Source organism: Paraferrimonas sedimenticola (assembly GCF_002282855.1).
Taxonomy (GTDB): domain Bacteria; phylum Pseudomonadota; class Gammaproteobacteria; order Enterobacterales; family Shewanellaceae; genus Paraferrimonas; species Paraferrimonas sedimenticola.
In genome coordinates this window covers 14,185-30,263 of the sequence record NZ_NRIR01000008.1, presented here as the reverse complement: position 1 = coordinate 30,263, position 16,079 = coordinate 14,185, and the positions used below count along the sequence as shown (strand labels likewise).

Genomic DNA, 16,079 nt, shown 5'->3' with positions numbered 1-16,079 from the left:
ACTACTCGACCTGGCACGGACACGTGTGGGGGGATAAGCTTTGGTTGCTAGATAAGCCAAAAGAATCCAGAAAACCCGCACCGAAAAGTGCGGGTTTTTTTATACTTATTTGAATCGCAATACACGAGTTTTGCAGGAGTCACGCTAATGTCGGACCAAGTCTTTATCTTTGATACCACCTTGCGCGATGGCGAACAGGCGCTAGCCGCCAGTTTGTCGGTCAACGAAAAGCTTCAGATCGCTTTCGCCTTGGAACGACTGGGCGTAGACATCATGGAAGTGGGCTTCCCAGTGTCGTCTCCCGGTGACTTTGAATCGGTGCAAACCATTGCTCGTGAAATCAAGAATAGCCGAGTGTGTGCCCTGTCTCGTGCAGTGGCCAAAGATATCGATGCAGCGGGCGAGGCCTTGCGCGTGGCAGACCAATTCCGTATCCATACCTTTATCTCGACCTCCACCATTCACGTTGAGAGCAAGCTACGCCGTTCGTTCGATGACGTACTAGATATGGCGGTTAACGCCGTTAAACATGCACGTAACTACACTGATGATGTTGAGTTCTCCTGTGAAGATGCGGGCCGCACCCCAATCGACAACTTGTGTCGTACCGTGGAAGCCGCGATTGCCGCTGGTGCGCGTACCATTAATATTCCTGATACCGTCGGCTACACAGTCCCATCTGAATTCTCCAACATCATTCAAACCCTATTCAATCGCGTTCCTAACATCGACCAAGCCATCATCTCAGTGCACTGTCACGACGACTTGGGCATGTCGGTGGCTAACTCGATTGCCGCGGTGCAAGCCGGAGCTCGCCAAATCGAATGCACCATCAATGGCATTGGCGAGCGCGCCGGTAACTGCTCCCTTGAAGAGGTAGCGATGATCTTGGAAACCCGAAAAAACATGTTGGGTTTGAGCAGCAACATCAACGCCAAAGAGATTCACCGCACCTCACAGCTCGTCAGTCAGTTGTGCAACATGCCAATTCAACCAAACAAGGCGATTGTTGGCGGTAATGCCTTTACTCACTCTTCGGGTATTCACCAAGACGGCATGCTCAAGTCAGAAAATACGTACGAGATCATGACTCCTGAGAGCATTGGTTTGAGTCGCAACCACTTGAACATGACCTCGCGCAGTGGCCGCCACGTGATTAAGCATCGCATGGAAGAAATGGGCTACAACGACAGTGATTACGACATGGATACTTTGTATCAAGGCTTCTTGGAGTTGGCGGATAAAAAAGGCCAGGTGTTCGATTACGACTTGGAAGCCTTGGTGTTTATCGACAGCCAAACCAAGCAAGACGATTACTATCAGTTGAACCAAATGTCAGTGCACTCAGATAGCGGTGGTATGGCGACTGCCAGTGTGGACATGCAAGTAGGCGGTGAGCGCATCGTTGAAGCGGCCACAGGTAATGGTCCCGTGGACGCGGCCTACAAAGCGGTACAGCGCGCTAGCCAACGTGAGCTTAAAATCAGCTCCTACAATCTAGGCGCTAAGGGCCATGGCCAAGACGCCTTGGGGCAAGTGGACATTGTGGCCAACTACCAAGATCAAAATTTCCACGGTGTGGGTCTGGCGACCGACGTGGTGGAAGCCTCGGTGCGTGCACTGGTGCACGTGATGAATCTAACCTGGCGCGCCGATCAAGTGGCGAGTCGTAAAAACGAAATCGAACTAACTAAAGTGGCGGGGGAAGTATGAGTTATCAAGTAGCGGTATTGGCCGGAGACGGTATTGGTCCAGAGGTAATGGCGCAGGCACGACGCGTGCTGGCGGCTGTTGAGACCAAGTTCTCCATCGATATCGAGTATCAGGAGTACGATGTTGGCGGGATTGCCATTGATAACCATGGTTGTCCGCTACCGCCAGAAACTTTAGCCGGTTGTGAGAAAAGCGACGCGATTTTATTTGGCTCGGTCGGCGGCCCTAAGTGGGAAGGCTTACCACCAAACGACCAACCTGAGCGCGGTGCGCTACTGCCTTTACGCGGCCACTTCGAGCTGTTTTGTAACTTGCGCCCAGCCACCTTGCACCCGGGCCTTGAGCACCTATCGCCATTGCGCGCCGATATTTCTGGCCGTGGCTTTGACGTGCTGGTAGTACGCGAGCTAACCGGTGGCATCTACTTTGGTAAGCCAAAGGGCCGTGAGGGCGAGGGTGACCAAGAGTTCGCCTACGACACCATGCGCTACAGCCGTTTTGAGATTGAGCGAATTGCTCGCAACGCTTTCACCGCCGCCAAGGGGCGTCGCGGTAAGGTGACTTCGGTGGACAAAGCCAACGTATTGGCCAGCTCAGTGCTGTGGCGCGAGGTGGTGGAAGAAGTCGCCAAAGACTTCCCTGAAGTGGAACTTGAACATATCTACATCGACAACGCGACGATGCAGCTGCTAAAACGACCAGACGACTTTGATGTGATGCTGTGCTCCAACTTGTTTGGCGACATCATCAGCGACGAGTGCGCCATGCTAACCGGCTCTATGGGCTTGCTGCCGTCGGCCTCGACCAATGCCAGCGGCTTTGGTTTGTATGAGCCTGCTGGCGGTTCTGCACCGGATATTGCCGGAATGGGGATTGCCAACCCGGTCGCACAGATTTTGTCGGCTTCGATGATGCTGCGCCATAGCTTAAACCAAGCAGAAGCGGCCGATTGCATCGACGCTGCGGTATCTAAGGCGCTGTCCAACGGTTATCTGACCGGTGAGCTGATAGGTCCGAATAGCGACCAGCAAGCGCGCAATACCGCCGAAATGGGCGACATCATCGTGCAGTACATCAATGAGTAGCACAGTACATTAACGAATCGAGTTAAAGCGAGTGAGTAGTATGGCTAAGACCTTGTATGAGAAAGTCTGGGACGCCCACCAAATCGCCACCAAGGCGGACGAGGCTCCTTTGATCTACGTAGACCGTCACTTGGTGCACGAAGTGACCTCGCCACAGGCCTTTGATGGCTTGCGCGTGGCGGGTCGCAAAGTGGCGCAAACCGGCATAACCTTTGCCACCATGGACCACAACACTTCCACCAAAAGCGCCTCACTGGAAGCGCTAAGCCCAATGGCGCGAGTGCAGGTAGAAACTCTCGCTAAGAACTGTGAAGAGTTCGGCATTGTTCTGTATGACATTCACCATAAAAACCAAGGCATTGTGCACGTGATGGGTCCTGAACTGGGCATTACTTTGCCCGGTTGCGTGATTGTTTGTGGCGACTCGCACACCGCGACTCACGGCGCTTTTGGCGCACTGGCCTTTGGTATCGGCACCTCTGAAGTCGAGCACGTGTTGGCCACTCAGACTCTGCGCCAGCAAAAAGCCAAAACCATGAAAGTCGAAGTTCGCGGCCAACTGGCCCCTGGCATCACAGCTAAGGACGTGGTGTTAGCGGTTATCGGCAAAGTCGGCTCTGCTGGTGGCACCGGTTATGTCGTCGAGTTCTGCGGTGAGGCGATCAAAGGCCTAACCATGGAAGGGCGCATGACTGTGTGCAACATGGCCATCGAAATGGGCGCCAAAGCGGGCATGATCGCCCCTGATGAAACCACATTTGAATACATCAAAGGCCGCAAATACGCACCTAAAGGTGCCGATTGGGAGCGAGCGGTTGCCGATTGGAAACAGCTGCAAACCGATGAAGGTGCGAAGTTTGACCGCGAAGTGGTGCTAGAAGCCAAAGACATAGCGCCACAAGTGACTTGGGGGACTAACCCAGGTCAAGTAGTGGCTATCGACCAGCAGGTGCCTAATCCGCGCGACACCATTGACGAGTCGGTGCGTCACGGTATGCAAAAAGCGCTGGAGTACATGGACTTAGAAGCGGGTCAGAACATGGACTCGATTGCTATCAACAAGGTGTTCATTGGCTCTTGTACCAATTCACGAATTGAAGATTTGCGCGACGCCGCCAAGCAAGCCAAAGGCAAGCGCGTCGCTGAGGGTGTGGTGGCCTTGGTGGTACCTGGCTCTGGGGTAGTTAAAGCTCAGGCCGAAGATGAAGGTTTGGATAAGATCTTCATCGATGCCGGCTTTGAATGGCGTCTTCCGGGCTGTTCTATGTGTTTGGCGATGAACGACGATGTGCTGGAACCTGGCGACCGTTGTGCTTCTACCAGTAACCGTAACTTCGAAGGCCGTCAGGGCCGAGGTAGCCGCACTCACTTAGTCAGCCCCGCGATGGCAGCTGCTGCGGCAGTGGCTGGCCATTTTGTCGATATTCGCGATCATAAGGAGTAACCCATGCAAGCATTCACCAAGCATAAAGGCACGATCGCCACGTTGTTGCACAACAACATCGACACCGACCAGATCATTCCTAAGCAGTTCTTGTCGAAAGTAACTCGCGAAGGCTTTGGCCAGCACTTGTTCCACGATTGGCGCTACCTAGACGAAGCGGGTGACCAGCCCAACCCTGAGTTTGAGCTGAATTTGCCCAAGCACCAGGGCGCGACCATTTTGATTGCCGGTGACAACTTTGGCTGTGGTTCTTCGCGTGAGCACGCCCCATGGGCGCTGGCCGACTATGGTTTTCGCGCGGTTATTGCTCCAAGCTTTGCCGATATCTTCTACTCCAACTCAATAAACATTGGCATGCTGCCGGTGCGTTTGAGCGAAGAAGAAATCCAGCAACTGCTGGCGGGGATGGACACTAGTCAGCCCCAGCAAATCGAAGTTGACCTAGAAAACTGCCAAGTGATTGGTGCCGATGGTAAAAAGTTCGACTTTACCTTGGCCGAAGCTGCTAGGCATAATCTACTAAAAGGTCTGGATGCGATTGGATTAACCCTAGAGCATCAAGCCGCTATCGACGCCCACGCGCAAAGCCTACCGGCATGGCAGGGGGCGCCAAACCCGAGCTAAGCTCGAACTAGAAAAATAACAGGAGCACACAAATGGAATTGGCCATCAGCGGGTTGTATATCGCTCTAACTGCACTTATCGCCTTGGCACTGGGTTATCAGGTGGTGGCAAGACGTCGCAAATTTAGAATCGGCGTTGGCGATGGTGACAATAAGGAGATGCGTCTGCACATTCGCAGCCACGCCAACCTGATTGAATACGCCCCATTTGTGTTGCTTATGTTAGTCAGCGCCGAGGCGCAAGGCACGTCTCCGCTTTGGTTACACGCCATTGGTAGTGCTTGGATTATCGCTCGTGTGCTTCACCCCATTGGCTTAGTGCAAGGCCGCGGTGCGGTTCACTTCGGCCGTTTTTGGGGCACTCTGCTCACTTGGATTATTCTGGTGGTTCTAGCAGGTCTGAACATAGTTAATTTCGTCGCGAGCGCGTTCGCAGGATAAATCATGACCAGGGGTCAAATTCGCCACGCTACCCAGACCGATTTGGCAGCGATAGTCGATATCTATAATCAAAGCATTCCCGCCGGATTGGCCACTGCCGATACTCAAGCGGTATCCGTGGCTAGCCGTCAGGCTTGGTTTGAGGCTCATCACGACAAGCGCCCGCTGTGGGTACTTGAAGAGAAGCGGCAAATACTGGGCTGGTGTAGTCTTCGAGATTTCTACGGACGTCCCGCCTATCAAATCACCGCCGAAGTAGCGATTTATGTGGCGGATAGCGCTCAAGGCAAAGGCGTGGCTAAAACCCTGCTCAAACACGCCATTTCAAAAGCGCCAAGCTTAGGGCTTGAAACCCTGCTGGCCTTCATTTTCTCCCACAATACGCCAAGCATTAATTTGTTTGAGCGCTTTGGTTTTTCAGCTTGGGGACAACTGCCTGAGCTGGCCGCCATGCCGCAGGGCAAAGTCAGTCTTACTATTCTCGGTTTGAAGCTAGCTCAGTAGCTGTCTAAAATTTATCCAACACCCTCGTACTTTACCGGTAAGGCTGCTACAATCCGCGGCCTTACTAGCCTTAGAGAGTCCCTATGCAAGCGCCTTTGTCGGTTTTTGAATACCCCAAATACTGGGCCGAGTGTTTTGACGCCGCGCCATTTTTGCCCATGTCCAAGAAGGAAATGGGTCAGTTGGGCTGGGATGCTTGCGACATTATTTTGGTGACCGGTGATGCCTACGTGGATCACCCAAGCTTTGGCATGGCGGTGATTGGCCGTATGCTCGAAGCTCAGGGCTATCGCGTGGGGATCATCGCGCAACCGGACTGGCACAGCAAAGACGACTTTATGCGCCTTGGCCGTCCTAAGCTGTTTTTCGGCGTGACCGCCGGCAACATGGACTCGATGATCAACCGCTACACGGCTGATCGAAAAATACGTCACGACGATGCTTACACGCCCAACAACGAAGGCGGGAAGCGTCCAGACCGCGCTGTGACCGTATACACCCAGCGCTGTAAAGAAGCCTATAAAGAAGTGCCAGTGATCTTAGGTGGAATTGAGGCCAGTTTGCGCCGTATCGCTCACTACGATTACTGGCAAGACAAGGTGCGCCGTTCGGTGATTTTTGACGCCAAAGGCGACTTACTGATTTATGGCAACGGCGAGCGTCCGCTGGTGGATGTGGCTTATCGTTTGGCTCAAGGCGAGGCGATTGCGGATATTACCGATGTTCGCGGTACCGCTGTGATTCAAAAGCAGCCGCTGGCCAACTGGGGTGGCATGGACTCGCGTAAGCTTGACCAACTCAAGCGCATCGACCCGATTCCCAATCCCTACGGGGCGGATGATGTGGGTTGTCAGAACCTCTCGGGTCCGTCCGAAGTTAAAGTGTTCGACAACGACTCGGCCAAAGCGATTACCGTACAGCCACCCAAGCCCAAGCCTTGGGAAAAGCAGTACATTTTGCTGCCAGCGTTTGAGCGAGTAAAAGACGATAAGTACCTGTACGCCCATGCTTCACGCGTGATGCACCAAGAGACCAATCCGGGTTGCGCACGTGCACTATTCCAACCCCACGGCGATCGCGGTGTGTGGGTTAACCCGCCGGCAATCCCATTGTCCACCGAAGAGATGGACTGGGTGTTTGACCTGCCTTACGCACGCGTTGCCCACCCGGCCTATGGTAAGGCAAAAATTCCTGCCTACGACATGATTAAAACCTCAGTGAACATCATGCGAGGCTGTTTTGGCGGTTGTTCTTTCTGCTCGATCACCGAGCACGAAGGGCGCATCATTCAAAACCGCTCTAAAGATTCGATTCTTCGCGAGATTGAGCAAATTCGCGACAAAGTACCAGGGTTTACCGGAGTTATCTCGGATCTTGGTGGGCCAACCGCCAACATGTATCGCCTGGGTTGTGATTCGGAAAAAGCCGAGTCCACTTGTCGCCGCTACTCTTGCGTGTTCCCAAGCATTTGTGGTCACTTGAAAACCGACCACAAACACACCATTGATTTGTATCGCAGCGCCCGTGAAGTGCCAGGCATTAAGAAAATCCTGATTGCCTCTGGGGTGCGTTACGACTTGGCAATCGAAGATCCTGAGTACGTTAAAGAGCTGGTGGAGCACCATGTCGGTGGTTATTTGAAAATTGCTCCCGAGCACACCGAAGACGGTCCTTTGAACATGATGATGAAGCCTGGCATGGGCACCTATCACAGGTTCAAAGAGCTATTTGATAAGTACTCGAAAGCCGCTGGCAAAAAACAGTACCTGATCCCTTACTTCATTTCGGCCCACCCGGGCACCGAAGACATGGACATGGTTAATTTGGCGCTGTGGCTCAAGCAAGAGAAGTTCAAGCTGGACCAAGTACAGAACTTCTACCCATCTCCTATGGCCAACGCCACCACCATGTATCACGCCGAGCTAAACCCGCTGACTAAGGTCAAGCACGGTGCCGATGATGTGCCTGTGGCTAAAAAAGGCCGCCAACGTCGCCTGCACAAGGCCTTGTTGCGTTATCACGACCCAGAAGGCTGGCCGTTGATCCGCGAAGCGCTGCAAAATATGGGACGCGCCGATTTGATTGGTAACGGCCCACAGCATTTGGTGCCGCCAGCGGGACGCCAAGACCGTAAAACCCATTCCGGTCGCAAGCCGTCCAATGGCAAGAGCCGCCCTGCTGCTACCAAGCACACCGGGGTTCATGCGGGTAAGCCATTCAAGCCTAAGGGAAAACCTGCGGCTAAGGGCGGGCGTAAACCAACCAAGCCACACCGAAGCCGTGCGGGTCAGTAACCCATAACCAACTGTATTGTTAGCGGAATTAAATGACCGTTGATATGAAGTTGTATTTGCGGCACTATTGTTACCATTCGTTAACCTTGGCTAGATGGTAATTAGCTATGTCTCAGCTGTTGGCTTACCTGAGTCTGTGTGTAAAAAGCCCGACCTTGATGCATCGACTTTGGAGTCGCAAGTACGGCAATACGCTGTGGATTTTTGCGCTTATTCCAGTCATTGCTTATTGGCCAACTCCACAGTTTTGGCTCGATGCCAACTTTTACCAGCTGTGCACGGTGATCGCCGCTTTCGTGTGGGTGTTGGTCCAATGGGAAGCCGTCAAATACTGGTGGCTAGAGCTAAGCCAAGTGCAGCGCAGCTTTTTTCAGAGCTGCAGCAAGTCGCAACAATTGGCTTGGTTGGCCCAACGACTTAGCCGCTAGTAAACCTAATTCACGATAGACAAAAAGGCCGCCAATATCGGGTCTTGCACTCGCCGCTTTTGCGCCACCACGCCAATAGTAAAGGGCTCTATATTGGCACTGGATGGCAAAGTGGTAATCCTGTCTTTCACCGGCGAGTTGTCCACCACCACAGACGGTGCAATCCCCACTCCACAACCCAGGGCCACCATACTCACAAGCGCTTCGTGCCCGCTGACTTTAGCGTAGATTTTCGGTTCAAACTCCATGGTTTTAAACCAGGCGTCGGCGCGACGTCGAGCGGGTCCGTGATCCGGCAAAATAAACGGCAGCTCGGCCCAAGGGATCTGACTTTGGCTAATCAGGCTATTCACCGAACCGGCCAGCGCTGGACCAATTACCAGTAATGGAATCTCGTCGAGCTCACTGAAATACACGGCTTCGGGCAGTACATCTGGGTGAGCGGTGATTGCCACGTCCACCTGGTTGCGCTGAATCAAATCCACTGCTAGTGACGGGTCGCCAGTGGTCAGCTGAATTTCAATCTTGGGATAGTCTTGGCGAAAGCGCTCAAGGATGCCGGGCAGGTGGCTATAAACCGCGGTCACCGAGCAAAACAGCTTAAGCTCACCGGTAACAAAGCCGCTAGAGTCGGCAATTTGCTGTTTTAGCGACTGCCAGTTGTCCAAGGTTTGACGGGCGAACTTCAAAAACTCGATGCCGGCGTGGGTCAAAGTGACGGTGCGATTGTCGCGTTTGAGTATCGGTTGGCCGACTTGCTCCTCTAAGCGCTGAATGCAGCGGCTAAGCGTCGAAGGGCTTACGTGCATCTGTTGCGCAGTCTTGGCGAAATGCAGGGTTTGGCTTAAGTGTAAGAACAGGCGCAGCGATCGTATGTCCATGATCCGTATATTATTTCACTTTGTGCAATCAGTAGTTTCGAATATATCATTTCAAGCAAGAATTTTGCTAGGTTATAGTCTATTCAAACAATCACACTTTCCGTCCGTTAAAAGCAGTTGGAGCAGTTATGGCGAACTATTTTAATACTTTGAGTTTACGCGAGCAGTTGGCCCAATTAGGTCAATGTCGTTTCATGGATGCCAGCGAGTTCGCTGATGGCTGTAACTTCATTAAGGACTGGAACATTGTGATCCTTGGCTGTGGCGCTCAAGGCCTCAACCAAGGTCTGAACATGCGTGACAGTGGTTTGAACATTTCGTTCGCCCTGCGCGCCGAAGCCATTGCCGAGCAACGCGCTTCTTACCAAAAAGCGACCAGCAATGGTTTTGCGGTTGGCACCATTGAAGAGCTTATTCCACAAGCGGACATGGTATTGAACCTGACTCCTGATAAGCAGCACACCAACGCGGTTAAAAGCGTAATGCCTTTGATGAAGCAAGGCGCGGTACTTAGCTACTCCCACGGCTTTAACATCGTTGAAGAAGGCATGCAGGTTCGCGACGACATTACCGTCATCATGGTAGCGCCTAAGTGTCCTGGCACCGAGGTTCGCGAAGAGTACAAGCGCGGCTTTGGCGTACCAACCTTGATCGCGGTTCACCCAGAAAACGACCCACAAGAGATTGGCTTGGCCACCGCTAAAGCCTACGCGTCTGCCACCGGTGGCGATCGCGCTGGTGTGTTGCACTCGTCGTTCATCGCTGAGGTGAAGTCTGACTTGATGGGCGAGCAAACCATTTTGTGTGGCGTGCTGCAAACCGGTGCGATTTTGGCTCACGAGAAAATGCTGGCCGAAGGCATGGACTCAGCCTATGCCGCTAAGTTGATTCAGCAGGGTTGGGAGACCATCACCGAAGCGCTGAAACACGGTGGTATCACAAACATGATGGACCGCCTATCCAATCCAGCCAAAATTCAAGCCTATGTGTTGGCCGATGAGCTAAGTAAAGGTATGCGTCCGTTATTTGAAAAGCACATGGACGACATCATCAGCGGTGAGTTCTCTCGCACCATGATGGAAGACTGGGCCAATGACGACATTAACCTGTTGACCTGGCGCGCTCAAACCAACGACACCAGCTTCGAGCAAGCACCAGTCTACGATGGTGAAATCGACGAGCAGGACTACTTCGATAAGAACATCTTTTTGGTGGCTATCTGTAAAGCCGGCGTTGAGTTGGCGTTTGACACTATGGTGGCTGCGGGCATCATCGAAGAATCGGCTTACTACGAGTCGTTGCACGAAACCCCACTGATCGCCAACACCATTGCACGCAAGCGATTGTATGAAATGAACGTGGTTATTAGTGATACCGCAGAGTACGGTTGTTACTTATTCAGCCACGCTGCACTGCCACTGTTGCGCGACTACGTGATGTCATTGCCTGCCGAAATCGTAGGCAAAGGCTTGGATTTGGGCACCAACAGTGTCGATAACCAGCAATTGATCGCGGTTAACTCGGCCATTCGCAACCACCCAGTGGAAGTGATTGGCGAAGAATTGCGTGGATATATGACTGCAATGAAGCAAATTGCGCTAGATTAAGGCGATTAAAGCCTAATTTGCTCAAGATGCAAAATTCGCGCTTGTGCAAATTAGGTGGCTTTGTTACAACTTAAGAATCAACTGAATAATTTAAGCGAAGCGACAAGCTTTCACAGGTAACTAAATGCCAGCTTTAAACCTATCTCAACTAGTCCTACTAGTGATTACCGTGGTGATTATTATCACCGAGCGGGGGATAGGGTTTAGCCAAATGTAGCGCTTAAATAACCCAAACATCAAACCCCCGCTTGCAACCCAAGCGGGGGTTTTTTTATGTTCATCGAGACGTGAGAGAGTCGAATGATTACAGGTGCCGAAGCCATACTCAGAGTGATTGCCGCCCACGGGGTGAGCACCGTATTTGGTTACCCAGGTGGAGCCATTATGCCGGTGTACGATGCCCTGCACGAGCATCCGCTGGATCATTTACTTTGTCGTCACGAACAAGGCGCGGCCTTTGCCGCTCTGGGTTACGCCCGCGCTTCTGGTCGCACCGGAGTCTGCTTGGCCACCTCAGGCCCAGGTGCCACCAACCTAGTGACTGCGTTGGCGGATGCCATGATGGACTCAATTCCCATGGTGGCGATCACCGGCCAAGTACCAAGTCCGTTCATTGGCACCGATGCTTTTCAGGAAATGGACGTGTTGGGGATGTCGCTATCTTGCACTAAACACAGCTTTTTGGTGACCGAGCCCAACGAGTTGGTGGACACTCTGTATCAAGCCTTTGAGCTGGCGGCGAGTGGTCGTCCAGGCCCTGTGTTGGTGGATGTGCCCAAAGACGTGCAGCAGGCGATGATCGATTACAAAGCACCGCTGTTATTGGCCGACGAAGCCCCTAGTTTGGAAGAGCAAAAGCTGAGTGAGGCACGTGAGCTGCTGGCCAATGCTGACAAGCCGATTCTGTATTTGGGCGGCGGTGCGGTGAGTTCAGGTGCTACTGCCGCAGTGAAAGCCTTTATCAAACAAACCGGCATCCCTTCGGTGACCACGCTTAAAGGCATCGGCTGCCTGCAACCGACAATGCCAGGATTTTTAGGCATGCTGGGCATGCACGGCGGCAAAGCGGCTAACTTGGCGGTGCAGGGGTGCGATTTGTTAGTGGTCGCCGGTGCCCGATTTGACGACCGTGTCACGGGTAAGCTCGAAGAATTCGCACCGAATGCCAAGGTAATACACATCGACATCGACCCGGCCGAAATCGACAAGCGTCGCGCCGCCGATGTGTCGCTGATTGGCGATTTGTCTCAAGCGTTAACCGCCATTGGCTCAAAACTGACCATCAGCGATTGGCAGAAAACCTGTGAACAATTAAAAGCCGAAGGCGCGGTGAGCTACCCAGAAGGTTACAGCACGGATGGTGAGAGTATTTACGCGCCAGCTTTGCTGAAAAGTCTAGCGGATCGCTTGAGTGGTGACTCTGTCGTGAGCTGCGATGTGGGCCAGCATCAGATGTGGGTGGCACAACACATGTGGTTCCGCCGTCCCGAAGATCACCTGTCCAGCAGCGGTTTGGGCACCATGGGCTTTGGTCTGCCAGCGGCAATTGGTGCTCAGCTGTCGCGCCCGCAAGCGCAAGTGGTGGCGGTATCCGGCGACGGTTCTTTCATGATGAACGTGCAAGAGCTGACCACCATTAAGCGCCGTAAATTACCGGTGAAAATTTTACTGTTGGACAACCAGCGTCTCGGCATGGTGCGCCAATGGCAAGAACTCTTCTTTGAAGCCCGTTACAGCGAAACCGATTTATCCGATAACCCGGACTTTGTGGCGCTAGCGGCGGCCTTTGATATCGACGGCATGCGCATCGAGCGTGCCGACCAAGTAGAGCAGGGCTTAAACGCGCTGCTGAACTCAGAGCACGCGTTCATTTTGCACGTGTGTATTCCCGAATTTGAACAAGTCTGGCCTTTGGTACCGCCAGGTGCTGCAAACTCGCAAATGATGGAGGCAAACCCATGAATCATCAGCTAACAGTACAGTTTCGTTCTCGCCCGGAAGTATTGGAGCGGATCCTTCGTGTCACTCGTCATCGAGGTTTTGCGGTAACCGAGATGGATATGCGCTACCCTAGTGCCAATGCTGGCGTAATGAAGCTCACCGTCTGTTCGCAACGCTCTATACAATTATTGCAACATCAACTGCTGAAACTGGTTGACGTTAACGAGTGTCAGGTTGCACAGTTGGAAACCATGCAAGCCAGCGCAACGGCATAACTAAAAAAATAGGAAGTAATAAGCATGTCCACAACGGCAGAATACATTTGGTTTAATGGCAAACTTATCCCTTGGAAAGAAGCGACTGTGCACGTGATGTCTCACGCTTTGCACTACGGTTCTTCTGTGTTTGAAGGCGTGCGCGTGTACAACACGCCAAAGGGACCCGCGGTGTTTCGCTTAAAAGAGCACACCCAGCGTTTGTTCGATTCGGCCAAAATCTATCGCATGAACGTGCCGTATGATCAGGCAGCGATCAACCAAGCTTGTAAAGATGCGGTTGCCAAGAACAATCTAAGCAGTGCTTATATTCGTCCGATGGCCTTTATTGGCGATGTGGGTCTGGGCCTAACCCCACCGCTAGACGCTGATGCTGAAGTGATTGTTGCGGCGTTTGAATGGGGGGCCTACTTGGGCGAAGAGAGCATGGAAGCCGGTGTTGATGTGGCTGTGACTTCTTGGAACCGCTTAGCACCAAACACCATGCCTACCGGTGCCAAAGCCGGTGGTAACTACCTATCTTCTCAATTGATCTCTCGCGAAGCCAAGCGCCACGGCTATAAAGAAGGCATCGCTCTGGATAACAATGGCTGCATCTCTGAAGGTGCCGGTGAGAACTTGTTCATCGTTAAAAATGGCGTTTTGTACACCCCACCTGTGACCGCGGCGATTTTGCCGGGCATTACTCGCGACACCATCATGACTTTGGCTCAAGAAGCGGGTTTCAAGGTGGTAGAACAAGCCATGCCGCGCGAATCTATGTACTTAGCGGATGAGATCTTTATGACAGGCACCGCTGCCGAGATCGTACCGGTTCGCAGCGTTGACCAAATACCTGTGGGCGAGGGCAAACGCGGCCCGATCACAGCGCAAATGCAAAAAGCCTTCTTTGGTCTGTTTGATGGCACCACTGAAGACAAATGGGGTTGGCTAGATTACGTCAACGAAGCCTAACGACTCCCATGTAACTCCGAATTAGATGTAAGGAATTGACCATGCCAAAACTACGTTCAGCCACCAGTACTCAAGGCCGCAACATGGCCGGCGCTCGCGCCCTATGGCGGGCGACAGGGGTAAAAGAACAGGACTTTGGCAAACCCATTATTGCGGTGGTGAATTCCTTTACTCAATTCGTTCCTGGCCATGTCCATCTAAAGGACATGGGTCAGTTGGTGGCCGGTGCTATTGAAGAGGCCGGCGCCATTGCCAAAGAATTCAACACCATTGCCGTGGATGACGGTATTGCCATGGGCCACGGCGGCATGCTGTATAGTCTGCCCAGCCGCGAGTTGATTGCCGACTCGGTGGAGTACATGGTCAATGCCCACTGTGCCGATGCCATGGTGTGTATTTCTAACTGCGACAAAATCACTCCGGGAATGCTAATGGCCGCGCTGCGTCTAAACATTCCTGTGGTGTTTGTCTCTGGCGGTCCGATGGAAGCGGGTAAGACGCGTCTGTCGGATAAACTAATTAAGCTCGACTTGGTGGATGCCATGGTGGCCGCCGCCGATGAGTCTGTCTCCGATGAGGATACCAAGGCGATTGAGCGTAGCGCCTGTCCTACCTGCGGCTCTTGTTCGGGCATGTTTACCGCCAACTCGATGAACTGTTTAACCGAAGCCCTGGGTTTATCCCTACCGGGCAATGGTTCCATGTTGGCCACTCACGCCGATCGCGAGCAGCTGTTTCTGACTGCCGGTAAGCGCATCGTTGAGCTTTGTCAGAGTTACTATCTAAACGATGACGAGCGTGTGCTGCCGCGCAACATCGCCAACTTCCAAGCCTTTGAAAACGCCATGGCGCTGGATATCGCCATGGGCGGTTCATCCAATACCGTGCTGCACTTGCTAGCCGCGGCCCAAGAGGCCGGTGTGGACTTCACCATGGACGACATCGACCGCATGTCTCGCCGCGTGCCTCATCTGTGTAAAGTGGCCCCGTCGACACCAGACTATCACATGGAAGATGTGCACCGTGCTGGTGGGGTGATGGCGATTTTGGGCGAGCTGCAACGGGCGGACTTGCTGCACACTCAAGTGGGCCATGTGGCCGGTGATTCGCTCGAAGCAGTATTGGCTGAGTACGACGTTTGCCAAAGTGCTAGCGATGCCGTCAAAGACTTTTATCGCGCCGGGCCTGCGGGGATTCCAACCACCAAGGCTTTCTCGCAGTCTTGTCGTTGGGACACGTTAGATGTGGACCGTGAAAACGGTTGTATTCGCCGTTTAGACAAAGCCTTTAGCCAAGAAGGCGGGCTTGCGGTACTCAATGGCAATCTGGCGGATAACGGCTGTATCGTAAAAACCGCCGGCGTAGACGAAGAGTGCTTGGTGTTTAATGGCACCGCTATTGTTTATGAAAGTCAGGATGATGCGGTGGCCGGTATTCTTGGTGGTGAAGTGAAAGCCGGGCACGTGGTGGTGATCCGCTACGAAGGACCTAAAGGCGGTCCTGGCATGCAAGAAATGCTCTACCCCACCAGTTACCTAAAATCTCGCGGTCTGGGCAAAGACTGTGCTTTGATCACCGACGGTCGCTTTAGCGGCGGTACCTCGGGTCTGAGCATTGGCCACGTATCACCAGAAGCAGCCTCCGGTGGCACCATTGCTTTGGTGAAAGACGGCGATGCGATTGCTATTGATATTCCAAACCGCAGTATCCAATTACAAGTTAGCGATGACGAGCTGGCGGCTCGTCGCACCGAGATGGAGCAAAGTGCGCAGCCGTGGAAGCCGGCGAAGCGCGAGCGGGTGGTGTCTCCGGCGCTTAAAGCCTACGCGCTACTGGCCACCAGTGCCGATAAAGGCGCGGTACGTGATTTGTCAAAGCTAGGAGACTAG

The 16,079-nt window shown here is 53.1% G+C and carries 14 protein-coding genes; 13 read left to right on the top strand and 1 reads right to left on the bottom strand.

What is annotated here, in order from left to right:
* Positions 1-147 precede the first annotated feature (147 nt).
* From leuA to CLC93_RS13885, 8 genes are all read left to right on the top strand, one after another.
* The gene (leuA, locus tag CLC93_RS13920) at positions 148-1,713 is read left to right on the top strand and encodes a 2-isopropylmalate synthase (RefSeq protein WP_095506595.1); all 1,566 of its coding nucleotides are present in this window, start codon (positions 148-150) and stop codon (positions 1,711-1,713) included.
* Positions 1,710-2,798, top strand: a complete 1,089-nt coding sequence (leuB, locus tag CLC93_RS13915; RefSeq protein ID WP_095506594.1) for a 3-isopropylmalate dehydrogenase — start codon at positions 1,710-1,712, stop codon at positions 2,796-2,798. Before leuA ends, leuB begins: the two co-directional genes overlap by 4 nt.
* A gap of 40 nt (positions 2,799-2,838) precedes the next feature.
* On the top strand, positions 2,839-4,242 hold the full coding sequence (gene leuC, locus CLC93_RS13910) for a 3-isopropylmalate dehydratase large subunit (RefSeq protein WP_095506593.1): 1,404 nt from the start codon (positions 2,839-2,841) through the stop codon (positions 4,240-4,242).
* 3 nt (positions 4,243-4,245) lie between these two features.
* Positions 4,246-4,866 (top strand): 3-isopropylmalate dehydratase small subunit, encoded by a 621-nt coding sequence (gene leuD / locus CLC93_RS13905; protein WP_095506592.1) that lies wholly within the window; start codon positions 4,246-4,248, stop codon positions 4,864-4,866.
* A gap of 32 nt (positions 4,867-4,898) precedes the next feature.
* The gene (locus tag CLC93_RS13900; protein ID WP_095506591.1) at positions 4,899-5,306 is read left to right on the top strand and encodes an MAPEG family protein; all 408 of its coding nucleotides are present in this window, start codon (positions 4,899-4,901) and stop codon (positions 5,304-5,306) included.
* A gap of 3 nt (positions 5,307-5,309) precedes the next feature.
* Positions 5,310-5,810, top strand: coding sequence for a GNAT family N-acetyltransferase (locus tag CLC93_RS13895; protein WP_095506590.1), 501 nt, complete (start codon positions 5,310-5,312; stop codon positions 5,808-5,810).
* 83 nt (positions 5,811-5,893) lie between these two features.
* Positions 5,894-8,104 carry a YgiQ family radical SAM protein gene (locus CLC93_RS13890; RefSeq protein ID WP_095506589.1) on the top strand — a complete coding sequence of 737 codons (2,211 nt, stop codon included), beginning with the start codon at positions 5,894-5,896 and terminating at the stop codon, positions 8,102-8,104.
* 107 nt (positions 8,105-8,211) lie between these two features.
* The gene (locus CLC93_RS13885) at positions 8,212-8,532 is read left to right on the top strand and encodes a hypothetical protein (RefSeq protein ID WP_095506588.1); all 321 of its coding nucleotides are present in this window, start codon (positions 8,212-8,214) and stop codon (positions 8,530-8,532) included.
* A 5-nt stretch (positions 8,533-8,537) separates the two neighbouring features.
* On the opposite strand, the gene ilvY is transcribed toward CLC93_RS13885, so the two are convergent.
* The gene (gene ilvY, locus CLC93_RS13880) at positions 8,538-9,413 is read right to left on the bottom strand and encodes an HTH-type transcriptional activator IlvY (RefSeq protein WP_095506587.1); all 876 of its coding nucleotides are present in this window, start codon (positions 9,411-9,413) and stop codon (positions 8,538-8,540) included.
* Positions 9,414-9,541: 128 nt separating this feature from the next.
* Between ilvY and ilvC the strand changes: the two genes are divergently transcribed.
* The 5 genes from ilvC (at position 9,542) to ilvD (ending at position 16,079) form a co-directional block, all read left to right on the top strand.
* Complete coding sequence (gene ilvC, locus CLC93_RS13875; RefSeq protein ID WP_095506586.1) at positions 9,542-11,020, top strand: ketol-acid reductoisomerase; 1,479 nt, start codon at positions 9,542-9,544, stop codon at positions 11,018-11,020.
* A 300-nt stretch (positions 11,021-11,320) separates the two neighbouring features.
* Entirely contained in the window at positions 11,321-12,982 is a 1,662-nt protein-coding gene (gene ilvG, locus CLC93_RS13870) for an acetolactate synthase 2 catalytic subunit (RefSeq protein ID WP_095506585.1), read from the top strand.
* Entirely contained in the window at positions 12,979-13,236 is a 258-nt protein-coding gene (gene ilvM / locus CLC93_RS13865) for an acetolactate synthase 2 small subunit (protein WP_095506584.1), read from the top strand. The genes ilvG and ilvM overlap by 4 nt, the downstream gene beginning before the upstream one ends.
* A gap of 24 nt (positions 13,237-13,260) precedes the next feature.
* Positions 13,261-14,190, top strand: a complete 930-nt coding sequence (locus CLC93_RS13860) for a branched-chain amino acid transaminase (RefSeq protein WP_095506583.1) — start codon at positions 13,261-13,263, stop codon at positions 14,188-14,190.
* Between the two features lie 41 nt (positions 14,191-14,231).
* Positions 14,232-16,079 carry a dihydroxy-acid dehydratase gene (gene ilvD / locus CLC93_RS13855; RefSeq protein WP_095506582.1) on the top strand — a complete coding sequence of 616 codons (1,848 nt, stop codon included), beginning with the start codon at positions 14,232-14,234 and terminating at the stop codon, positions 16,077-16,079.